At 61.5% G+C, this 19,723-nt stretch carries 19 protein-coding genes; 14 read left to right on the top strand and 5 right to left on the bottom strand.

All coding sequences use genetic code 11. From position 1 onward, the window contains the following. The first annotated feature begins 145 nt into the window (after positions 1-145). Positions 146-799 (top strand): GntR family transcriptional regulator, encoded by a 654-nt coding sequence (locus KGB24_RS08300; RefSeq protein ID WP_008042177.1) that lies wholly within the window; start codon positions 146-148, stop codon positions 797-799. Between the two features lie 15 nt (positions 800-814). Continuing rightward, entirely contained in the window at positions 815-1,666 is an 852-nt protein-coding gene (locus KGB24_RS08295; protein ID WP_008031773.1) for an urea carboxylase-associated family protein, read from the top strand. A gap of 123 nt (positions 1,667-1,789) precedes the next feature. On the opposite strand, the gene KGB24_RS08290 is transcribed toward KGB24_RS08295, so the two are convergent. Both KGB24_RS08290 and eat read right to left on the bottom strand, forming a co-directional pair. Next, the gene (locus tag KGB24_RS08290; protein WP_008031772.1) at positions 1,790-1,957 is read right to left on the bottom strand and encodes a DUF2897 family protein; all 168 of its coding nucleotides are present in this window, start codon (positions 1,955-1,957) and stop codon (positions 1,790-1,792) included. A gap of 125 nt (positions 1,958-2,082) precedes the next feature. After that, the gene (gene eat, locus KGB24_RS08285; protein ID WP_192226174.1) at positions 2,083-3,447 is read right to left on the bottom strand and encodes an ethanolamine permease; all 1,365 of its coding nucleotides are present in this window, start codon (positions 3,445-3,447) and stop codon (positions 2,083-2,085) included. A gap of 405 nt (positions 3,448-3,852) precedes the next feature. Between eat and kdpF the strand changes: the two genes are divergently transcribed. The 6 genes from kdpF to KGB24_RS08255 all read left to right on the top strand — a co-directional run bounded on the left by kdpF (position 3,853) and on the right by KGB24_RS08255 (position 11,977). After that, complete coding sequence (kdpF, locus tag KGB24_RS08280) at positions 3,853-3,942, top strand: K(+)-transporting ATPase subunit F (protein ID WP_007899818.1); 90 nt, start codon at positions 3,853-3,855, stop codon at positions 3,940-3,942. 8 nt (positions 3,943-3,950) lie between these two features. After that, positions 3,951-5,645, top strand: a complete 1,695-nt coding sequence (gene kdpA / locus KGB24_RS08275) for a potassium-transporting ATPase subunit KdpA (RefSeq protein ID WP_008042180.1) — start codon at positions 3,951-3,953, stop codon at positions 5,643-5,645. Between the two features lie 10 nt (positions 5,646-5,655). After that, the gene (gene kdpB / locus KGB24_RS08270) at positions 5,656-7,713 is read left to right on the top strand and encodes a potassium-transporting ATPase subunit KdpB (RefSeq protein WP_223414524.1); all 2,058 of its coding nucleotides are present in this window, start codon (positions 5,656-5,658) and stop codon (positions 7,711-7,713) included. 175 nt (positions 7,714-7,888) lie between these two features. Next, positions 7,889-8,434, top strand: coding sequence for a potassium-transporting ATPase subunit KdpC (gene kdpC / locus KGB24_RS08265; RefSeq protein ID WP_223414523.1), 546 nt, complete (start codon positions 7,889-7,891; stop codon positions 8,432-8,434). Between the two features lie 130 nt (positions 8,435-8,564). Beyond that, positions 8,565-11,222, top strand: a complete 2,658-nt coding sequence (locus KGB24_RS08260; RefSeq protein WP_223414522.1) for a sensor histidine kinase — start codon at positions 8,565-8,567, stop codon at positions 11,220-11,222. Between the two features lie 56 nt (positions 11,223-11,278). Then, positions 11,279-11,977, top strand: coding sequence for a response regulator (locus KGB24_RS08255; RefSeq protein WP_192226570.1), 699 nt, complete (start codon positions 11,279-11,281; stop codon positions 11,975-11,977). A gap of 142 nt (positions 11,978-12,119) precedes the next feature. Here KGB24_RS08255 and KGB24_RS08250 read toward each other — a convergent pair whose 3' ends face one another. Further along, positions 12,120-13,160 carry a patatin-like phospholipase family protein gene (locus KGB24_RS08250; RefSeq protein WP_008027297.1) on the bottom strand — a complete coding sequence of 347 codons (1,041 nt, stop codon included), beginning with the start codon at positions 13,158-13,160 and terminating at the stop codon, positions 12,120-12,122. A 223-nt stretch (positions 13,161-13,383) separates the two neighbouring features. Here KGB24_RS08250 and KGB24_RS08245 point away from each other — a divergent pair, with 223 nt between their 5' ends. The 3 genes from KGB24_RS08245 (at position 13,384) to KGB24_RS08235 (ending at position 15,551) form a co-directional block, all read left to right on the top strand. Further along, a complete protein-coding gene (locus tag KGB24_RS08245) occupies positions 13,384-13,662 on the top strand; it encodes a hypothetical protein (protein WP_008027298.1) in 279 nt (92 codons plus the stop codon). A gap of 95 nt (positions 13,663-13,757) precedes the next feature. Then, on the top strand, positions 13,758-14,516 hold the full coding sequence (locus tag KGB24_RS08240) for a CHAD domain-containing protein (RefSeq protein WP_223414521.1): 759 nt from the start codon (positions 13,758-13,760) through the stop codon (positions 14,514-14,516). A 237-nt stretch (positions 14,517-14,753) separates the two neighbouring features. Continuing rightward, positions 14,754-15,551, top strand: coding sequence for an acyl-CoA thioesterase (locus tag KGB24_RS08235; protein WP_008027301.1), 798 nt, complete (start codon positions 14,754-14,756; stop codon positions 15,549-15,551). Here KGB24_RS08235 and KGB24_RS08230 read toward each other — a convergent pair whose 3' ends face one another. Beyond that, on the bottom strand, positions 15,552-15,917 hold the full coding sequence (locus KGB24_RS08230) for an Mpo1-like protein (RefSeq protein ID WP_008027303.1): 366 nt from the start codon (positions 15,915-15,917) through the stop codon (positions 15,552-15,554). Positions 15,918-16,142: 225 nt separating this feature from the next. Then, the gene (locus tag KGB24_RS08225) at positions 16,143-17,624 is read right to left on the bottom strand and encodes a methyl-accepting chemotaxis protein (RefSeq protein ID WP_223414520.1); all 1,482 of its coding nucleotides are present in this window, start codon (positions 17,622-17,624) and stop codon (positions 16,143-16,145) included. Positions 17,625-17,803: 179 nt separating this feature from the next. Between KGB24_RS08225 and KGB24_RS08220 the strand changes: the two genes are divergently transcribed. The 3 genes from KGB24_RS08220 (at position 17,804) to speE (ending at position 19,714) form a co-directional block, all read left to right on the top strand. After that, positions 17,804-18,334 carry a hypothetical protein gene (locus tag KGB24_RS08220; protein ID WP_223414518.1) on the top strand — a complete coding sequence of 177 codons (531 nt, stop codon included), beginning with the start codon at positions 17,804-17,806 and terminating at the stop codon, positions 18,332-18,334. Positions 18,335-18,401: 67 nt separating this feature from the next. Continuing rightward, on the top strand, positions 18,402-18,593 hold the full coding sequence (locus tag KGB24_RS08215; RefSeq protein ID WP_008027309.1) for a PLDc N-terminal domain-containing protein: 192 nt from the start codon (positions 18,402-18,404) through the stop codon (positions 18,591-18,593). Positions 18,594-18,838: 245 nt separating this feature from the next. Continuing rightward, positions 18,839-19,714, top strand: coding sequence for a polyamine aminopropyltransferase (gene speE, locus KGB24_RS08210; protein ID WP_008027310.1), 876 nt, complete (start codon positions 18,839-18,841; stop codon positions 19,712-19,714). Positions 19,715-19,723: the final 9 nt, after the last annotated feature.

The raw sequence follows: 19,723 nt of genomic DNA, 5'->3' as shown, positions 1-19,723 counted from the left end.
CCAATGGAAATGGGATGGTGACTGTACTTCTATTTCTAAAAAGCATGCAGATGCGTCCAACGCCTTCATGACGTCTCGACCGAACTGGCACGGATAGTGATTACCCGTTAGCTGACGATTGTTGAACAATCATAAGGCGATAAGTATGAACAGCGGACTGTCCCTGGCCGACCACATCACCCTGGAGTTACGCGCCGACATTATTGGCGGTCGTTTGCTGCCCGGCATGGCGCTGGTGGAAAACGATCTGGTGTCAGCCTACAACGCTTCCCGCAACACCATCCGCGAAGCCTTGCATCGATTGGGGCAGGAAGGTCTGACCCGTTATGTGCGCAACAAAGGTGTGATGGTGCGTCGCTTGGGCGTCGACGATGTGCGGGATCTGTTCAACGTCCGCCGCACGCTGGAGTTGCAGGCCATCAGTGCCAGTCAGCCGCTGCGCGATTATCAGTCCGACCGGATGCTCGAAGCCCTGGAAGCCACCGAACTGGCCCGGGAGCGCGAGGATTGGCGCGCCGTGGGCACGCACAGCCTGGCGTTTCATCAACACATCGTCGGGTTGCTGCGCAGCCCGTTGTTCGATGAGTTCTTCACCAATGTCGTCGCGCAACTGCGCCTGGTGTTTTGCGCCGCGCCCGATGAATCACGGTTTCAGGCGCCCTGGCTGGCGCGTGACCGGCAGATTCACGAGCTGTTGGCCGAAGGCGACAAACGCGCCGCCGAGGACGCCATGAGCCGTTATCTCGACGATTCCGAACACCTTCTGTTGCAAATGCTTGCTCCTTCTTCCCATCACTGATCGAGGATTCGTGCCATGTACAAAGACTATCCGGCGGCCTACCAAGTCAGCAAAGGTTCGGCCTTGCAGGTGGACAAAGCCTTCTATGAAAAGATCCGGGATACGAAGGAGGGGCGCACGCTGATCGAGCAGTTCGAAGTGCCGATCCGCACCGGCCGCGCCTGGCATGTCCCGGCCGGGCACGTGTTTCGCGTGACCACGCCGGTCGGCCCGCAAGTCGGGGATTTCAACGTCTGGAATGCCAACGATCCGCGTGAACGCTTGTGGGCTTCGCGCACGCGGCAGTTGCAAGGGGCGCATGTCAGCACTCACGACCGGCTCTGGTCGAACCTGCCATTCTTGCGGCCGCTGGTGACCATCACCGATGACAGCCTGGCCGACTACGGCATTGACGAACATGGTGGGCGCCTGCACGACTTGCTCGGCACCCGCTGCGATCCCTATGTGAACAAAATGCTCACCGGCGAAGACTTCCACCATCACTGCCACTCCAACCTGACCCGCGCAGTGTTGCCCCATGGCCTGACCGAGTTCGACGTGCATGACGTGCTGAACATTTTCCAGTGCACCGGCCTCAATCACGACGACATGTACTTCATGAAAGCCTGTCCGGCGCAGAAGGGCGACTACCTGGAATTCTTTGCCGAGATCGATCTGTTGTGCGCGTTGTCGACCTGTCCGGGGGGCGATCTGTCGCTGGCCATGTGGGGGCCGGACGCGCAGGACCCGCTGAGCGTGTGTCGCCCGCTTGGGGTGGAGATCTACAAACTGGAGGATTCACTGCTCGAAGGCTGGAGCCAGCCGGAGCGTGCGGCGTACAAAGGGCTGCATGGCTTGCACATCGCCAAGGCCGATTGGGAAAAATAACCGTCATCTGTAGGAGCGAGCCTGCTCGCGATGGACGTTAACGATAACGCGTTTATTCTGAGTAAACGCGTTGTTCTCAGGTGCATCGCGAGCAGGCTCGCTCCTACAGGGATCAGGTTTTTTTCAGCGGTCCTGCGCATCCTTGGCATCCGCTTGCGCGTTGCGTTCAGCGACGCGTTTGCGTTGCTCATCGGTCAGTTCGACCTTGTGGGCGGTGTCGCGCAACAACATCAAACCACCCACGATCGAGCCGATTGCAACGATCAGAATCAACCAGGCATACCAGGGCATAGGGCTCTCCTTGAGGGCAGGCCGATTGGCGGGTTTCGCCAATCGATCGTGCATACCACTTTGAGCGATTCAATTTCGCAGTGGTTCCATTCTATGCCTGATCGACCCGCAACACCTGCTGCGATTCAGAGCCCGGTCAACATCGCGTCCGCCGGTGCATCGGCGCGCAATTGCGCGGTCAGCATGAAGTACACGAAACCCACGGCCATGAAGCCGAGGAAAATCGCGCCGATCAGCGCGTTGAACCACGCCATCGCCACCAGGCACACCACCGCCAGCACCAGTGCAATGGCCGGCACCAACGGGTAGCACGGCGCGCGGAAAGTGCGCTCCAGGTTCGGCTCGGTTTTACGCAGCTTGAACAGGCTCAGCATGCTCATGATGTACATCACGATCGCGCCGAACACCGCCATGGTGATCATCGCGGCGGTCAGTGTCATGCCGCCGAGGTTGATCAAGCCATCGCTGTAGATCGCCGCGATCCCGATGACACCACCGGCGATGATTGCCCGGTGCGGCGTCTGGAAGCGCGAGAGTTTGGCCAGCGACGCCGGCAGGTAACCGGCTCGCGCAAGGGCGAAGAACTGCCGCGAGTAACCGAGGATGATCCCGTGGAAACTCGCCACCAGACCGAACAGGCCGATCCACACCAGCATGTGCAACCAGCCGGAGCTTTCGCCGACCACGGTTTTCATCGCTTGCGGCAGCGGGTCGTTGATGTTCGACAAAGTGCGCCAGTCGCCGACGCCGCCGGCAAAGAACATCACGCCCATGGCCAGCAACACCAAGGTCAAAATGCCGCTGATGTACGCCTTGGGAATCGTGCGTTTCGGGTCCTTGGCTTCTTCGGCGGCCATGGCGGCGCCTTCGATGGCGAGGAAAAACCAGATGGCAAACGGAATCGCCGCGAACATCCCGGCAATCGCCGGTGCGCCGAACACATCGGAGCCGGCCCAGCCGTTCAGCGCGAAGTTGCTGAAGCTGAATGCCGGCGCAACCACGCCCATGAACACCAGCAATTCGGCCACCGCGAGTACGCAGACCACCAGCTCGAAGGTGGCCGCCAGTTTCACCCCGAGGATGTTCAGGCCCATGAACACGATGTAGGCGCCGACCGCTGCGTGTTTCGGGTCGAGGGCGGGGAATTGCACGTTGAGGTAGGCGCCGATCGCCAATGCGATGGCCGGTGGGGCGAAGACGAATTCGATCAGCGTCGCCAGCCCGGCGATCAATCCGCCTTTCTCGCCAAAGGCGCGGCGGCTGTAGGCAAAGGGACCGCCAGCGTGAGGAATCGCCGTGGTCAGCTCGGTGAAGCTGAAGATGAAGCAGGTGTACATCGTGGCGACCATGAAGGACGTCACCAGGAAACCAAGTGTGCCCGCCACGCCCCAGCCGTAACTCCAGCCGAAATACTCACCGGAAATCACCAGCCCGACCGCGATGCCCCACAGGTGCAGCGTGCCCAGCGTGGGTTTGAGTTGTGTGTTCATGCGTTTGCTCCCTGAACGGTTTGGACAGCTCGGGGAGGGCGTGTGCAGTGGGCGTGCCAGTGTGGTGATGGCCGTCGTAAAGCGTAAAAAGGTGTCGTATCGGGGATGTTGGCTACCGAATCAGCAGTTTTTGTGCGCCAGTTAGGGGCAGTGGTGCCCGTTCTGCAGCCATCGCTGGCAAGCCAGCTCCTACAGTTGAAATGCGTTTGCGCAGAAAACGTCGATCCCCTGTAGGAGCTGGCTTGCCAGCGATGAGGCCCGCGAAAACACCGCTGTAACGCCCGCATAAACCCACTCTTTACACTTTCTTTATGCACAGCCAACCCCCTCGATCTCGCTCCTTTACAGCCTTCCTTCCGACAATGACTCCACACGCGGCAATACGCCGTAACACGGAGAACTTCCATGAGCGTTCTGGACGGGGTGTCACTGCTGTTGGCAGTGGGGCTGTTCATTTATCTGTTGGTTGCGCTGTTGCGCGCGGACCGGAACTAGGAGCGGCTATGCACAGTTATGACTATTGGCTGATCCTGGCCTTCTTCGCCGTGGTGCTGATCCCGGCACCGTTTCTCGGGCGGTTCTACTACAAGGTCATGGAAGGCCAGCGCACCTGGCTGACACCGATCCTGGGACCTGTGGAGCGTGGCTGTTATCGGGTGGCCGGCGTTGATCCGCAAGCCGAACAGAGCTGGCAGAAATACACCCTGGCCTTACTCGCCTTCAACCTCGCGGGCTTTTTGCTGTTGTTCGTGATTCTGTTGTTCCAGGACCACTTGCCGCTCAACCCGCAAAACCTGCCGGGTCAGGAGTGGACGCTGGCGTTCAACACCGCCGTCAGTTTCATGACCAATACCAACTGGCAGGGCTACAGCGGCGAAGCCTCGCTGAGCTACCTGAGCCAGATGGTCGGTCTCACCGTGCAGAACTTCGTCAGCGCCGCCACCGGCCTCGCTGTGCTGGTTGCGTTGTGCCGGGGCATCGGTCGCAAATCGACCAAAACCCTGGGCAATTTCTGGGTCGACATGACCCGCGCCACCCTCTACGGCCTGCTGCCGCTGTGCCTGCTGCTGGCGCTGTACCTGGTCTGGCAGGGCGTGCCGCAAACTTTCGCGCAGTACGTGAATGCGGTGACGATGCAAGGCGTCGATCAGGTGATCCCGCTCGGCCCGGCCGCCAGCCAGATTGCGATCAAGCAACTGGGCACCAATGGTGGCGGCTTCTTCGGTGTCAACTCGGCGCACCCGTTCGAGAACCCGACGGCGTGGAGCAACCTGTTCGAAGTGGCCTCGATCATTCTGATCCCGGTCGCCCTGGTGTTCACCTTCGGTCATTACGTCAAAGATCTGCGTCAGAGCCGCGCGATCATCGCCTGCATGCTGGCGCTGTTCCTGATTGGCGGCGCGACTTCGCTGTGGGCTGAATACCAACCGAATCCGACCCTGAACAACGTCGCCGTCGAACAGACCGCGCCGCTGGAAGGCAAGGAAGCGCGCTTCGGCACCACCGCCACGGTGTTGTGGTCGGTGACCACGACTGCCGCGTCCAACGGCTCGGTCAACGGCATGCACGACAGCCTCAACCCGCTGAGCGGCATGGTCGCGATGGTCAACATGATGGTCGGCGAAGTGATCTTCGGCGGCGTCGGTGCCGGGCTCTACGGCATGTTGCTCAACGTGTTGATCGCGGTGTTCCTCGCCGGCCTGATGATCGGCCGCACCCCGGAATACCTCGGCAAGAAACTGCAAGCCAAGGAAGTGCAATTGCTGGTGGTGACTTTGCTGGTGATGCCGGTCGGCGTGCTGGTGCTCGGCGCGATTGCCGCGAGCCTGCCGGGCCCGGTCGCCTCGGTGAGCAACCCCGGCGCCCACGGTTTCAGCCAGTTGCTGTACGCCTACACATCGGCGAGTGCCAACAACGGTTCGGCATTCGGCGGTTTCGGTGCCAACACCGCGTTCCACAACCTGATGCTCGGCCTGGGCATGTTGATCGGTCGCTTCGGTTACATCCTCCCGGTACTGGCCCTGGCCGGCAGCCTGGCGATGAAGAAAACCGCACCAATCGGCCAGAACAGTTTCCCGACCCACGGCCCGCTGTTTGTGACGTTGCTGACCGTGACCATTTTGCTGGTGGGTGGTTTGACCTTCCTGCCGACGTTGGCGCTGGGTCCTATCGCTGAACATTTGAGCATGGGCTTCTGAGGAATCAATGATGAATATGCCCGTAAGTAAAGCCGCCACCGTCAAGGCGTCGGAACAACCGAAAACCGCGATCTCGGCCCTGTGGCGTCCGGCGCTGGTGCAAGCCTTCGTCAAGCTCGACCCACGGCAATTGCAGCGTGCGCCGGTGATGCTGGTGGTCGAACTGACCGCCGTCCTGACCACCGTGCTGTGCTTCATTCCCGACAGCGCCGTGCCGACCTTCGTCGCTGCGCAAATCGCCTTGTGGCTGTGGTTCACCGTGCTGTTCGCCAACTTCGCCGAAGCCTTGGCCGAAGGTCGTGGCAAGGCCCGCGCCGACAGCCTCAAGGCTGGCAGCGAAGGCTTGAGCGCACGCCGCAAAACCGGCAACGGCGCCTTTCAAGTGGTGCCGGCCACCAGCCTGCGCAAGGGCGATGTGGTGCGCGTCGAAGCCGGGGAAATGATCCCCGGTGACGGCGAGGTCATCGAAGGCATCGCGGCAGTCAACGAAGCGGCGATTACCGGTGAATCCGCGCCGGTGATCCGTGAATCAGGCGGCGACCGTTCGGCCGTCACCGGCAACACCCGACTGGTCTCCGACTGGCTGCTGGTGCGCATCACCGCCAACCCTGGCGAGTCGACACTGGACCGCATGATCGCTTTGGTCGAAGGCGCCAAACGCCAGAAAACCCCGAACGAAGTGGCGCTCGACATCCTGCTGATCGGCCTGACGCTGATCTTCCTGCTGGTGGTCGTGACCCTGCAACCGTTCGCCCACTTCGCCAACGGCAGCCTGCCGCTGGTGTTCCTGGTGGCGTTATTGGTCACGCTGATTCCGACCACCATCGGCGGTTTGCTCTCGGCCATCGGTATCGCCGGCATGGACCGTCTGGTGCGCCTGAATGTGATCGCCAAATCCGGGCGCGCCGTGGAAGCGGCGGGGGACGTACACGTCCTGCTGCTGGACAAGACCGGCACCATCACTTTCGGTAACCGTCGTTGCACCGCGGTGTATGCCGCACCGGGTGTCAGCGCCAAGGAGCTGGCCGAGGGCGCGCTGTTCGCTTCGCTGGCCGATGACACCGCGGAAGGCAAGTCCATCGTCGAGTACCTGCGCGGCATTCATCCACAACCCGAGCCTGGCACCGAAGTGCTGACGGCGGTGCCGTTCAGCGCCGAGACTCGCTTGTCCGGTGTCGACTATCAGGGCCGCGTGTATCGCAAGGGCGCGGTGGATTCGCTGCTGGCGTTCGTCGGCCTGAAACGCGCCGATCTCGCCCCGGCATTGTCCCGGGAAATCGACAAGATCGCCCAGAGCGGCGGTACGCCGTTGCTGGTGTGCGCCGACGGTAAATTGCTCGGCGCGATCCACCTCAAGGACGTGGTCAAGCCAGGCATCCGCGAGCGTTTCGCCGAGCTGCGCAAACTGGGGATTCGCACCGTCATGGTGACCGGCGACAACCCGCTGACCGCCGCGGCGATTGCGGCCGAAGCCGGTGTGGACGACGTGCTGGCTGAAGCTACGCCGGAGAAAAAACTGGCGCGTATTCGTCACGAGCAGAACGACGGTCGTCTGGTCGCGATGTGCGGCGACGGCGCCAACGACGCCCCGGCACTGGCCCAGGCCGACGTCGGCATGGCGATGAACGACGGCACACAAGCGGCGCGCGAAGCGGCCAACATGGTCGACCTCGACAGCGACCCGACCAAGCTGCTGGACGTGGTGCAGATCGGCAAGGAATTGCTGGTGACTCGCGGTGCGCTGACGACCTTTTCCATCGCCAACGACGTGGCCAAATACTTCGCGATTCTGCCGGCGCTGTTCGCCTCGATCTACCCGCAACTGGGTGTGCTCAACGTCATGCAACTGAGCAGTCCGCAGAGCGCGATTCTGTCGGCGATCGTGTTCAACGCCTTGATCATTGTGGTGCTGATTCCACTGGCCTTGCGTGGCGTGCGTGTGCAGGCGGCGAGTGCGGCGGCGTTGTTGCGCCGCAACCTGTTGATCTACGGGCTGGGCGGGATTCTGGTGCCGTTCGTGGGCATCAAGGCGATCGACATGCTGTTGACGGCGTTGCATCTGGTTTGACCCGATTTGGCGGTGTGTCAAACACACTGCCTTCGCGGGCAAGTCGAAACGTCGCACCGCTCGCTCCTACAGGTGTTCACCACCCTCCTGTAGGAGCGAAGCTTGCTCGCGAAGAATGCACCACGGTTCATCGATATGAACACCGAATCTGTTCACCGAATTCGAGGATTTTGAAATGTCCACAATGATACGTCCGGCCCTGAGCCTGCTGGTCCTGATGACCCTGATCACCGGCATCGCTTATCCGTTGGTGGTCACTGGCGTCGCGCAGGTCGCGTTCCCTGACCAGGCCAATGGCAGCCTCGTGCGTGACGCCGACGGCAAAGTCCGCGGCTCTTCGCTGATTGCCCAGGATTTTACCGGTGACGCATGGTTCCATCCGCGCCCGTCGGCCGGTGCTTTCGCCACGGTATCGAGCAGCGCCAGCAACCTGTCGCCAAGCAACCCGGCCCTGGCCACTCGGGTGATCGACGATGCCAATAAACTGCTGGTGCCAGGCCAGGGGCCGGTGCCGTTGGCGCTGCTGACCACTTCTGGCAGCGGGCTTGATCCGCACTTGCCACCAGCGGCGATTGCCTATCAACTGGCGCGTGTTGCGGCGACGCGGAATCTGCCGGTGTCTACGCTTCAGAATCTGCTGGCCGCGCACATCGAACAGCCGTTGGTGGGGCCGCCGGTGGTGAATGTGTTGGCGCTGAACATGGCGTTGGAAAAGTTGTAAATCGGTGGCGCCGCCAATCGCTAGCAGGCTAGCTCCCACATGGAATGCATACCCCCTGTGGGAGCTAGCCTGCTAGCGATGGCGATAGAACAATCACCACATCAACACCTGAAAAAAGAGAACTTCAAGCATGAGTGACTCCGGCCGCGCCGACGCGCTGTTAGCAGACCTGCCCCGCGATGGCCGTGGCCGGCTCAAGGTTTTCCTCGGTGCCGCGCCCGGTGTCGGCAAGACCTACGCCATGCTGCAAGCGGCCCACACTCAACTGCGCCAGGGCGTAAAAGTCATCGCCGGCGTGGTCGAAACCCACGGCCGTGCCGAAACCGAAGCGCTGCTCGGCGGCTTGCCGCAGCAACCGCTGGTGCGCTCGGAATACCGTGGCGTGATGCTCGAAGAAATGGACCTCGACGGCCTGCTCGCAGCCAAACCGAAACTGGTGCTGGTCGACGAACTGGCCCACAGCAACGCGCCCGGCAGTCGTCACGCCAAGCGCTGGCAAGATATTCAGGAACTGCTCGCCGCCGGCATCGACGTGTTCACCACGGTCAACGTCCAGCACCTGGAAAGCCTCAACGACCAGGTGCGCGGCATCACCGGCGTGCAGGTCCGCGAAACCTTGCCGGACTGGGTGCTGCAAGAAGCCTATGAACTGCTGCTGATCGACTTGCCGCCACGGGAGCTGCTCGAGCGTCTGCGCGACGGCAAGGTCTACGTGCCGGAGCAGGCGCGGGCGGCCATCGATGCGTTTTTCACCCAGACCAACCTCACCGCCCTGCGCGAATTGGCGATGCAGACGGCGGCGGCTCAGGTCGATAACGATCTGGCGCAAGGGTATCGCCAGCTCGGCCAGGCGGCGCCTGCGGTACGCGGTCGGTTGCTGGTCGGTGTCGATGGCGATGCTCAGGCCGAACGCCTGGTGCGTCACGCCAGTCGTGTCGCCCAGCGCCGGCATTTGCCGTGGAGCCTGGTACACGTGGATAACGGCAGCGTGCGCGACGAGCAATCGCGCCTGCGTCTGCAAAGTGCCCAGCAACTGGCTGAACGTCTCGGTGGCGAAGTGGTGTTGTTGCGTGCCGGCGAAGTTGCGAAAACCCTGATCCAGCACGCCGCCGAACGCCGTGCCAGCCTGGTGTTGGTCGGTCAGTCCCGGCAGCGTTTGCGTCGCCGCCTGTTCGGCGGTGGTTTGGCGTCACGCTTGCTGCGCGATGCACGTGGACTGGAAATCAACGTCCTCGACAGCGATCACGAACAGCATCAGCCGCGCCAGCGTTCGGCGCAGTCACTGGTGTGGTTCGACTATGCGCTGGCGCTGGTCGCAACCGTGCTCGCCAGCGCACTGGCCTGGGCCGTGGCGAGTGTCTTGCCGCTGCCGAACATCTCGCTGGTGTTCCTCGCCGCCGTGTTGCTGGTGGCGGTGCGCAGCAGCCTCGGCCCGGCGCTGGCCTGTGCGGCGCTTTCGTTTCTGACCTATGACTTTCTGTTCATTCCGCCGAATTTTTCCTTCAGCATCCAGCGCGAAGAAGACGTACTGACGCTGCTGTTTTTCCTGCTGATGGCTGCGCTCACCGGCAACCTCGCCGCGCGCCAGCGCCGGCAATTGCAGGCGTTGCGCGATACGCAGGAAGAGACCACCGAACTGCTCGACCTGTCGCGCAAACTCACCGCCGCCACCGACCGCCAGGCCGTGGTCAGCGCCGCCGCACAGCACCTAAACGGCTGGAAAGACGTGCAGCTGTGTCTGCTCAATCGCGATGGTCAGGCAGGCTGGAAAGTCGAAACCGGTGGCCCGCTGGAATTCACCGAAGCCGAACGCGCCGCCGCCGATTGGGCCTGGCAACACGATCAACCGGCGGGCGCGGGCACCGGCACGCTGCCGTTCGGGCGTTGGTGGTGGTGGCCGCTTTCGGTGGAAGACGGGCCGCTGGCGTTGCTCGGCGTCTGTGCCAAAGAAGGGCAGACCTTGAGCGGTCAGCGTCGACGTTTATTGACTGCGCTCAGTCAGCCGCTGGCCCAGGCGCTGGCACGCGCACAACTGGCCGAAGACCTGGAAGCGGCGCGGCTGCATGGTGAAACCGAGCAACTGCGCAGTGCCTTGCTGGCCTCGGTATCCCACGATCTGCGCACGCCGCTGACTTCCATGCGCGGCAGCATCGACAGCCTGTTGGCGCTCGGCGAAGCCATCCCGCTGGAGGATCGCCGCGAACTGCTCGAAGGCACGCGTGATGAAGCCGAGCGCCTCGATCGCTACATTCAAAACCTGCTGGACATGACCCGCCTCGGTCACGGCGCGCTGAAGCTCGCGCGGGACTGGGTGTCACCGGCCGACATCGTTGGCAGTTCGCTCAATCGCCTGCGCGCGGTGCTGGCGCCGTTGCAGGTCAGCACCGATGTGCCCGCGCAGCTGCCGCTGCTGTTCGTCCACGCGGCGCTGATCGAGCAGGCGCTGGTCAACGTGCTGGAAAACGCCGCACGGTTTTCACCGGTGTATGGGCGTTTGCAATTGCGCGCCGGCGTGGTTGAAAACGAGCTGTTCTTCTCGGTCAGCGATGAAGGCCCGGGCATTCCGGAGGAGGAGCGGGCGAAGATTTTCGACATGTTCTACACCGCCGCACGCGGTGATCGTGGCGGGCAGGGAACCGGGCTGGGGCTGGCGATCTGTCAGGGCATGGTCGGCGCGCACGGCGGGCGCATCAGCGTCGATGACGGCATCGACGGGCGCGGCACCTGCATCACCCTTCACTTGCCCCTGCAGGAACAACCTTCCTTTGAAATCGAGAGCGGACAGTGAGCACTGAAAGTGAAGCCTGATACCCTTTGGACATCTCCATGCCGCGACCGGAAACCATGAGCCAGACCGCGACCATTTTGGTCATCGACGACGAACCGCAGATCCGCAAGTTCCTGCGCATCAGCCTCGCCTCCCAAGGCTACAAAGTGCTGGAGGCGGGCACCGGCACCGAAGGCCTGGCGCAAGCCGCATTGAACAAACCCGATTTGCTGGTGCTCGACCTCGGCCTGCCGGACATGGACGGCCAGCAAGTGCTGCGCGAGTTCCGTGAATGGTCGACGGTGCCGGTGCTGGTGCTGTCTGTGCGCGCCGGTGAAGGGCAGAAGGTCGAAGCGCTGGATGGCGGCGCCAATGACTACGTGACCAAGCCGTTCGGCATTCAGGAATTTCTGGCACGGGTGCGTGCCCTGTTGCGTCAGGCGCCGGTGGGCGAGGCGCAACAAGCGGCGTTGACGTTCGGCCCGTTGACCGTGGATCTGGCGTATCGCCGGGTGCTGCTCGAAGGTGTCGAAGTGGCGTTGACCCGCAAGGAATACGCAGTGCTGGCGCAACTGGCGCGGCATCCGGGAAGGGTCATCACCCAGCAGCAATTGCTCAAGGATATCTGGGGGCCGACCCATACCGAAGACAGTCATTATCTGCGGATTGTAGTGGGGCATTTGCGGCAGAAGCTGGCGGATGATCCGACGCAGCCACGGTTTATCGTGACCGAGGCGGGGGTTGGGTATCGGTTGTTGAGTGAGGGTGGGGTTTAGTTTTTGTGCTGAATCGTCCGGCCCCATCGCCGGCAAGCCAGCTCCTACAGGGACCAGAGTCGTTTGCAAATCTTGTGATCACCTCAAACTTTGTAGGAGCCGGCTTGCCGGCGATGAGGCCCTCACATTCACTCGAGAATCCTCAGGAATCCCGCTCGTTCTCATACCGATCCAAGGTGTCCCGCGCAATCTCGCGCCCCAGCGCGATCAACTCCGGAGCCTTGTAAAACTCGAAGAACCGGCACACTCGCTTCGGCACGTTGATCAGAATATCCGGCGGATAGCCGGCGATCTTGTACTGCGCCAACGACGTCTGCATCACCTCGAAACTCTGGTTGATCAAATCCAGCAAGGACGCCGGTCCCACGTTGTCGATGATGAATGAACCGGTGGCCGACTTCGGCGCACCGTCGCGTTCAGGGGCGGCTGCCGGTTGCTGGGCTTCGGGCTCGGCGGACTCGACCCAGGGATTGATCTCGGCCGCCTCGGCCATCAACGCTTCCTTTTCCAGCAACAGCAATTGTTCTGCCTGTTTGCGGCGGAACGGCATTTTCGAACCCAGCGAGTTGATCAGGCTGTCGAACCGGGTCCTGAACGCGGCAGGGCGCTGGATCACCGGCAATTGATAGTGACGCTGGTTGGTGGAGTTGAGGTTGACCGCAATGATCAGGTCGCAATGGCTCGACACCACGGGCACGATCGGCAAAGGGTTGAGGATGCCGCCGTCCACCAGCATGCGATTGCCCTGCATCACCGGGGTGAACAGGCTCGGAATCGCCGCCGAGGCGCGCATCGCCTGGTGCAGACAACCTTCCTGAAACCAGATTTCCTGCTGGTTGGTCAGGTCGGTGGCCACCGCCGTGTAGGGGATGCGCAAGTCTTCGATATTGATCTCGCCGACGATCTTGCGGATCTGCCCGAAGACCTTCTCACCGCGAATCGCCCCCAGCCGAAAACTGACGTCCACCAGGCGCAACACGTCGAGGTAATCCAGGCTTTCGATCCAGTTGCGGTAATCATCCAGTTTGCCGGCGGCATAAATCCCGCCGACCACCGCACCCATCGAGCAGCCGGCAATGCAGGAGATGTCGTAGCCACGCCGTTCGATCTCTTCAATGACCCCGATATGGGCATATCCTCGGGCCCCACCTGAGCCCAGCACCAGTGCGACGCGCTTTTTCATGAATCGCCCTCGTCTGACAAGGTTCAACAATGCACCCATCGAGGGGCGCGCTTCAATCGTCAAGGTCGCTTGGCAGGGTGAAGGCGTCGTTTTTTCGACACTCCATGGCGGCAGATGGTTATTCTCCCGAGCGCTATAGTTTCGGCGGCGGGAGCAAGGCACTTTTCACGCGCCGGACCGTCTTACCTGCACGACTGTTTTTCCTATTGTTGAGGTGTGAGTGATGAAAGCCTGGATCTGTGTGCCCTTGATTGCGCTGGCACTCGCCGGTTGTGCCGGCAAAACCGCTTACCGTGACAGCTGCGGCAACGGGCTCGATGCGGCGTGGCGTGAGCTGGACCTGGCCAAGGCCGAAGGTTTTGCCGGCACCGTCAGCTACTCCAAGGCCCTGTCGTTGCTGACCGGCGCCAAGACCCAGCAGCAATTCGAAGCGTTCGAAGGCTGCGCCAGGAAAGCCGAGAAGGCGCGCTTTTATATTCGTGAGTCACGCGCTGGCCGTTAAACAAGGCGCTAATCTGTAGGAGCCGGCTTGCTGGTGAAGGCGTCATCACGGCCGCCATCGCCAGCAAGCCGGCTCCTACAATTGGAGTCAATCACATGATTAATCGGTTGGTGGCTCAAGTTCTGGGCCTGGAAGTCCGTTTGCTGGCCTGTCAGGCCCGGTTGAATGCCCGCACCGATCCGGAAGCGTTGCACGATCTGCGCACCACGGTTCGCCGTTTGCGCAGCCTGCTGCGACCATTGCGTGGCTTGCCCGGTGTCGAGCAACTGGAAGCGGCAGCGTCGGCCGTGGGGCAGTTGACCACGCCGTTGCGCGATCGCGAAGTGCTGGCGGCGTATTTGCACGAACACGATCAACCCGAGGCGGCGCAACGGCGCATGGCGCAGATGGCCGAGGCTTACCCGGCGGTTGCGGCGAGCCCTGAGCTGTTGCAGTTGCTGATGATCCTTGACGCCTTTCCGCGCTTTTTACGCGCCTCGCAGCGTCAGGGTTTGCTCAAGGGCTTGCGCCAACGCATCGAGAAGCGCCTGGCCAAACAATGGAAGAAACTCGATCAGGCGCTGCACGATCCCGCCCATGATCGCCATCGTCTGCGCTTGCTGATCAAGCGCGTGCGTTATGGCATCGAGGCGTATCCCGAGCTGGATCGCTTGCCGAAACCGGCGCTGCCCAGATTGAAGTCGGCCCAAGCTGCGTTGGGCGATTGGCACGACTGCTGGCAATGGCTGGCCCGGGCTGAGGAGGAAGCCGATTTGCAGCCTTGCGTGGCGGTCTGGAAAACCACCATGGCCGAGGCCGAAGGCCGTGCGGACCGTGTGCTCGACAAACTCAGTGCCACCTGCTTCAAATCCTGAAACCCCTGTAGGAGCGAGCCTGCTCGCGATGGACTTAAAGGCGACGCATGTCTCCAGACGGCATGCGTTATCGTTCACGCCCATCGCGAGCAGGCTCGCTCCTACAGGGGATCACTGTTGAATCTGGAATCGATGTGCACACGGCCTATCTGTCAGTCTCTTTGGCCAGAATAGGCGCTGTGCCATCCTCGCAGGCTGGTTAACATCCCTTCATCCTTTTCTGCCCTTGAGGTTTCCATGCGCTTTTCCGATCTGCTCGACGCCGTCCGCAGCCAGCCGCTGGAGCTGTCTATTCCGGCCGAATGGGCGCAGGGTCGCGCCAGTTTTGGTGGCCTGGTGGCCGCCTTGCAATACGAAGCCATGCGCGCGAAGGTGCCGGCGGATCGTCCTGTGCGTTCGCTGGCGATCACCTTTGTCGGGCCGGTCGAGCCTGAAGTGCCGGTCAGTTTTGAAGTTGACGTCCTGCGCGAAGGCAAGGCGGTCAGCCAGGTACTGGGCCGGGCGATGCAGAAGGGCCAGGTGGTGACACTCATCCAGGGCAGCTTCGGCGCCTCGCGACCGTCCGAAGTGGCGGTAACAGCCACGCCGGCTCCCGAAATGAAGCACTGGGACGATTGCCAGGAGCTGCCATTCATCAAAGGTGTACTGCCGGAATTCATGCGCCATCTGGCGATGCGCTGGAGTGTTGGCGGCCTGCCGTTCACCGGCAATAAATCCCGCGAGATGGGCGGTTGGGTGCGCTTGCGTGGGGATGTGAAGGAAGAGGCGGTCAGTGAGGCGCATATTCTGGCGCTGGTGGACGCCTGGCCCCCATCCTTGATGCCGCACCTGACGAAACCGGCGATGGGCAGCACGCTGACTTGGACCATCGAATTCGTCCAGCCGGTGCTGGAATTGAGCACGCTGGACTGGTGCAAGTACCTCGTTGAAATCGAACATGCCGCTGACGGCTACGGTCACGCGGCGGCGCAGCTGTGGAACGCAGAAAATCAGTTGATTGCCATGAGCCGGCAGACGGTGACGGTTTTCGCCTGATCAGTGACGACGGTGGCGCTCACGCCAGGCGCGCCACCAGCCGCCGCTGAGGAAAAACCGTGGAAAGGTCAGGAACTGCTCGACCAGCAGGCGCGACACCGCGTCTTTGCGATCACTGAACGGCTCGGAAGCTTGCGCCTCCAGGCTGTGACCGTGGCGTTGCAGGCCCAATGCCGCGAGCAGGCCGATGACGCCAATCGCGAAGTTCGCAAAGCTCAGGCTGAACACCCCGCAAACCAGCAGCAGAAACGCCACGATGAACAGCGGTACGGCAATCAGGTGCAACACCAGATTGGCCGGGTGCTGGTGATTGTCCGGGTAAGCGCGCCATTGCCAGGCGGGAAGGTTGGGGTGACGTTTGCCCATGATGCTGATCCTCGATCCATGTTGAACACATGATTGAAGAATAGGCGCGGCATGGGCGGGCGGCGAATCAAGGATGGCTATCGGAGTGATAGGTGTCATGGTCAATATCGATGTTGACCGGGCGGACGCTATCGCTGGCAAGCCAGCTCCTACAATGACCGAGTTAACCGAAGAAATGCGATCAACGCTGAACGTGTAGGAGCTGGCTTACCAGCGATGGGGGCTTCAGAGTTTCAACTGACCTATAGCCTTACTCAGTTCCCCGGCCAGCGCCGCCAACTCATTACTGGTCGTCGCCGAGTCCACGGTCTGCTTCACGGTGTTCTCGGTCACATCGCGAATACTCACCACCGCCCGATTCATCTCTTCCGCCACTTGGCTCTGCTGTTCCGCCGCCACGGCGATCTGGGTATTGCTTTCGCGCATCTGCGCCACTGCGCTGGTGATTTCGGCCAGTGCGGCGCCAGCCTCTTGCGCCTGTTGCACGCAGTCGTCAGCCTTGAATGAGCTTTCCTGCATGAAATCCACCGCGTCCCGCGTTCCGGCCTGCAACGCCGAAACCATCAGGGTGATCTCGTCGGTCGAGGTCTGCACGCTTTTGGCCAGGTTGCGCACTTCATCGGCGACCACGGCAAAACCACGACCCATTTCCCCGGCCCGTGCTGCTTCAATCGCCGCATTCAGCGCCAGTAGATTGGTTTGCTCGGCGATGCTGTGGATCACATTGACCACGCCGTTGATCTTCTGGCTGTCTTCGGCCAGACGCTGAATCATCTCGGCCGTCTGCTGGACGCCAGTGGACAACCCGGCAATCGACTTCTGCACGCGGCTGACCACTTCCTGGCCGCTGCCGGCCAGGGTGTCGGCGGTTTTCGAAAGGTCGCGGGTGGCACCGGCGTGCTGGGCGATGTGGTAGACGGTGGCGGTCATTTCGTTGATCGCCGTGGCGGCCTGATCGGTCTCGCTTTGCTGACCGAGCATGCCGTGACGCACTTCGTTCATGCTCGATGCCAGCCGGGCGGCACCGTCATCCAGTTGTCGTGCAGTGCTGGCGACGGTGTTGACCACTCGCTGGTAACCGGCCTGCATCGCGTTGAACGCACCGGCCATCTGCCCGACTTCGTCCGTGCAGGCCAGTGGCACACGGGCGGAGAGGTCGCCGGTTTTTTCGACGTGGAGCATGACGTCTTTCAACGTATTGAGCTGACTGAGCAGAAAGCGGATCAACAATTGCGACGCACCGAGCATCGCCAGCATCAGGATGAACACCGCCACGGCGTAGTTGGCGAAACGTTCTTCGAACACCTGGCTCAGGCTCGGGCCATAAGCAATCACGGCGATGTGTTGGCCGTCGGCACGCGTGAACACTTCGGCACCCATCAAAGGGTTTTCGCCGAACAGCGGCATCGAGTTGATTTCGACCCAGCCGTTGCTGTCCGTCAGTTCCAGCACGGGTTGATCGTTGAGCAGCGGCGCGTGCCCGCGACTGAATGTCAGCAGGTTATCGGCCTTGGGCAGCGCTTGCCCGGCCGGCCAGGCGCCGAGCAGGCGTGCCTGTGCCTGGGCGGACACTTTGGATGCGTGACTGCGGGCCTGTTGTTCGAGCTGTACGGCATACAGCACCAACAACAGGGTCGTGACGAAGGCGACAGCATTGACCGCCCAGAATTTATATTTCAGCGAGATGTTGCTAAGCCAGGCACCCATGGAGGTCTTCTCTGATAGCGGAAACAGTATTGGCAAGGTGCCAGCATTGTGCCGCGGCCCCGTGCGCCGGATCTTGATATGGGTCAACATTCCCGGTCACGCTCGCGCACAGGAACTGCGGGACGTAATGCGCTATCCTTCGCGCCTTCAAAATTCCCTCGCTACAGGATTCCGCCCCCATGAAAGCCGCACTCGTCGAACTCATCAGCAAAATCAGCTCCGGGTGCATGAGCGAAGACGAAATCCTCAAAGTCGCCGACGAAGCGGCCCAGGCCTACGCCGATCCAGGCGCTTTTCTGGCTGCCAATCCAGACATTAACTACGACGACACCTTCCCGATTCCGTTGGGCGAGTGGGTGGTCGTCGGCAGCCTGCCGGAAACCGTGCTGTTCCAGGCTGACACCTATATGGACCTGTTCGCGCAGATCGTCGCTTCGTTTGGTCCAGGCGTGGATTTCAACATCAAACCCAAACAACTGGCCAAGACCGAAGCGCTGACCGCGCTCAATCGCATCCAGGTGCAAATGGGCAGCATGAACAAGGAAAACGGCGGTTATACGCTGATGAACTTCAGCCAGTTGCTCGACGACGAGCTGCAAGTGGTGTTGGTCTACGGCAACGACGTACCGCGTGTGCTCGAGCTGTGCGCCGAGGTCGGCATCGCTGCCGCGCCTTCCCTGGAAGCCCTGAAAGTCGCCATCCACGTTTGATGGCATGAAACGAACCCGCTGGGGCCGACTATCCTGAGAGGGCACACAACGCTTAGGGAGCGACACCATGGGTTCCACGTTTAACGGCCTGGTGGGCCTGATCATCCTTGTCCTGGACATCTGGGCAATCATCAACGTGCTGAAAAGTGGCGCCGACACCGTGATGAAAATCATCTGGGTCCTGCTGATCCTGCTGCTGCCGGTCCTGGGCCTGATCATCTGGGCCATCGCCGGGCCACGGGGCAATGTGCGTATTTGATGGTTTCCACCTTCCTTGTAGGAGCGAGGCTTGCCCGCGAAGAACGATTACACGGTTTAACTGAATGACCGCGTTATCGTTCTTCGCGGGCAAGCCTCGCTCCTACAGGTATGTGGAGTCAGAAGGTTCGACCTGTCATCTTCCGCGACGTAGAATGCGCGCCTTTCCCGGGCAATCGAGCTGATCGATTGGCCATCATGGGCGGGTAACCGTCCGTTGCCACCGCATTCATCGGAGCACTTCCCATGAGCAACACTCCAACCAGCGATTACCTGGAAACCCTCTACGAAGGCTACGGCCAGCGTTTTCGCATGGAAAAACTGCTGCACGAAGTGCGCACCGAACACCAGCACCTGGTGATTTTCGAAAACCCGCGCATGGGCCGCGTCATGGCGCTGGACGGCGTGATCCAGACCACCGAAGCCGACGAATTCATCTACCACGAGATGCTCACCCACGTGCCGATCCTGGCGCACGGCAGCGCCAAGCGCGTGCTGATCATCGGCGGTGGCGACGGCGGCATGCTGCGTGAAGTGGCCAAACACCGTAACGTCGAGCACATCACCATGGTCGAGATCGACGGCACCGTGGTCGACATGTGCAAGGAGTTCCTGCCGAACCACTCCAAGGGTGCATTCGATGATCCGCGCCTGAACCTGGTGATCGACGACGGCATGCGTTTCGTCGCCACCACCACTGAAAAGTTCGACGTGATCATTTCCGACTCCACCGACCCGATCGGTCCGGGCGAAGTGTTGTTCTCGGAGAACTTCTACCAGGCCTGCCGTCGTTGCCTCAACGAAGGCGGCATCCTGGTGACCCAGAACGGCACGCCGTTCATGCAGATTGAAGAAGTCAAAACCACCGCCGGCCGCCTGCGCAGCCTGTTCCCGGACTGGCACTTCTACCAGGCCGCCGTGCCGACCTACATCGGTGGTTCGATGACCTTTGCCTGGGGCGCGACCAACACCGCTTATCGCAAATTGTCCCGCGAAACCCTGCAACAGCGCTTTGCCGGTAGCGGCATCGTCACCCGCTACTACAATCCGGAAATCCACATCGGCGCGTTCGCCTTGCCGCAATACGTGTTGCAGGCCGTGAACAAGCCAAGCAACGACTGAAGAAATACG

This window comes from Pseudomonas sp. BF-RE-25, assembly GCF_019956105.1.
GTDB classification, from domain to species: Bacteria; Pseudomonadota; Gammaproteobacteria; order Pseudomonadales; family Pseudomonadaceae; genus Aquipseudomonas; species Aquipseudomonas migulae.
Note: the sequence above shows the minus strand (reverse complement) of the source record. Positions and strands in the feature narration are given on the sequence as shown.

Excerpts from the sequence above, each read along its gene's own strand:
- KGB24_RS08300 (WP_008042177.1), top strand. The coding sequence starts at position 146 with ATGAACAGCGGACTGTCCCTGGCCGACCACATCACCCTGGAGTTACGC.
- KGB24_RS08295 (WP_008031773.1), top strand. The coding sequence starts at position 815 with ATGTACAAAGACTATCCGGCGGCCTACCAAGTCAGCAAAGGTTCGGCC.
- KGB24_RS08290 (WP_008031772.1), bottom strand. The coding sequence starts at position 1,957 with ATGCCCTGGTATGCCTGGTTGATTCTGATCGTTGCAATCGGCTCGATC.
- eat (WP_192226174.1), bottom strand. The coding sequence starts at position 3,447 with ATGAACACACAACTCAAACCCACGCTGGGCACGCTGCACCTGTGGGGC.
- kdpF (WP_007899818.1), top strand. The coding sequence starts at position 3,853 with ATGAGCGTTCTGGACGGGGTGTCACTGCTGTTGGCAGTGGGGCTGTTC.
- kdpA (WP_008042180.1), top strand. The coding sequence starts at position 3,951 with ATGCACAGTTATGACTATTGGCTGATCCTGGCCTTCTTCGCCGTGGTG.
- kdpB (WP_223414524.1), top strand. The coding sequence starts at position 5,656 with ATGAATATGCCCGTAAGTAAAGCCGCCACCGTCAAGGCGTCGGAACAA.
- kdpC (WP_223414523.1), top strand. The coding sequence starts at position 7,889 with ATGTCCACAATGATACGTCCGGCCCTGAGCCTGCTGGTCCTGATGACC.
- KGB24_RS08260 (WP_223414522.1), top strand. The coding sequence starts at position 8,565 with ATGAGTGACTCCGGCCGCGCCGACGCGCTGTTAGCAGACCTGCCCCGC.
- KGB24_RS08255 (WP_192226570.1), top strand. The coding sequence starts at position 11,279 with ATGAGCCAGACCGCGACCATTTTGGTCATCGACGACGAACCGCAGATC.
- KGB24_RS08250 (WP_008027297.1), bottom strand. The coding sequence starts at position 13,160 with ATGAAAAAGCGCGTCGCACTGGTGCTGGGCTCAGGTGGGGCCCGAGGA.
- KGB24_RS08245 (WP_008027298.1), top strand. The coding sequence starts at position 13,384 with ATGAAAGCCTGGATCTGTGTGCCCTTGATTGCGCTGGCACTCGCCGGT.
- KGB24_RS08240 (WP_223414521.1), top strand. The coding sequence starts at position 13,758 with ATGATTAATCGGTTGGTGGCTCAAGTTCTGGGCCTGGAAGTCCGTTTG.
- KGB24_RS08235 (WP_008027301.1), top strand. The coding sequence starts at position 14,754 with ATGCGCTTTTCCGATCTGCTCGACGCCGTCCGCAGCCAGCCGCTGGAG.
- KGB24_RS08230 (WP_008027303.1), bottom strand. The coding sequence starts at position 15,917 with ATGGGCAAACGTCACCCCAACCTTCCCGCCTGGCAATGGCGCGCTTAC.
- KGB24_RS08225 (WP_223414520.1), bottom strand. The coding sequence starts at position 17,624 with ATGGGTGCCTGGCTTAGCAACATCTCGCTGAAATATAAATTCTGGGCG.
- KGB24_RS08220 (WP_223414518.1), top strand. The coding sequence starts at position 17,804 with ATGAAAGCCGCACTCGTCGAACTCATCAGCAAAATCAGCTCCGGGTGC.
- KGB24_RS08215 (WP_008027309.1), top strand. The coding sequence starts at position 18,402 with ATGGGTTCCACGTTTAACGGCCTGGTGGGCCTGATCATCCTTGTCCTG.
- speE (WP_008027310.1), top strand. The coding sequence starts at position 18,839 with ATGAGCAACACTCCAACCAGCGATTACCTGGAAACCCTCTACGAAGGC.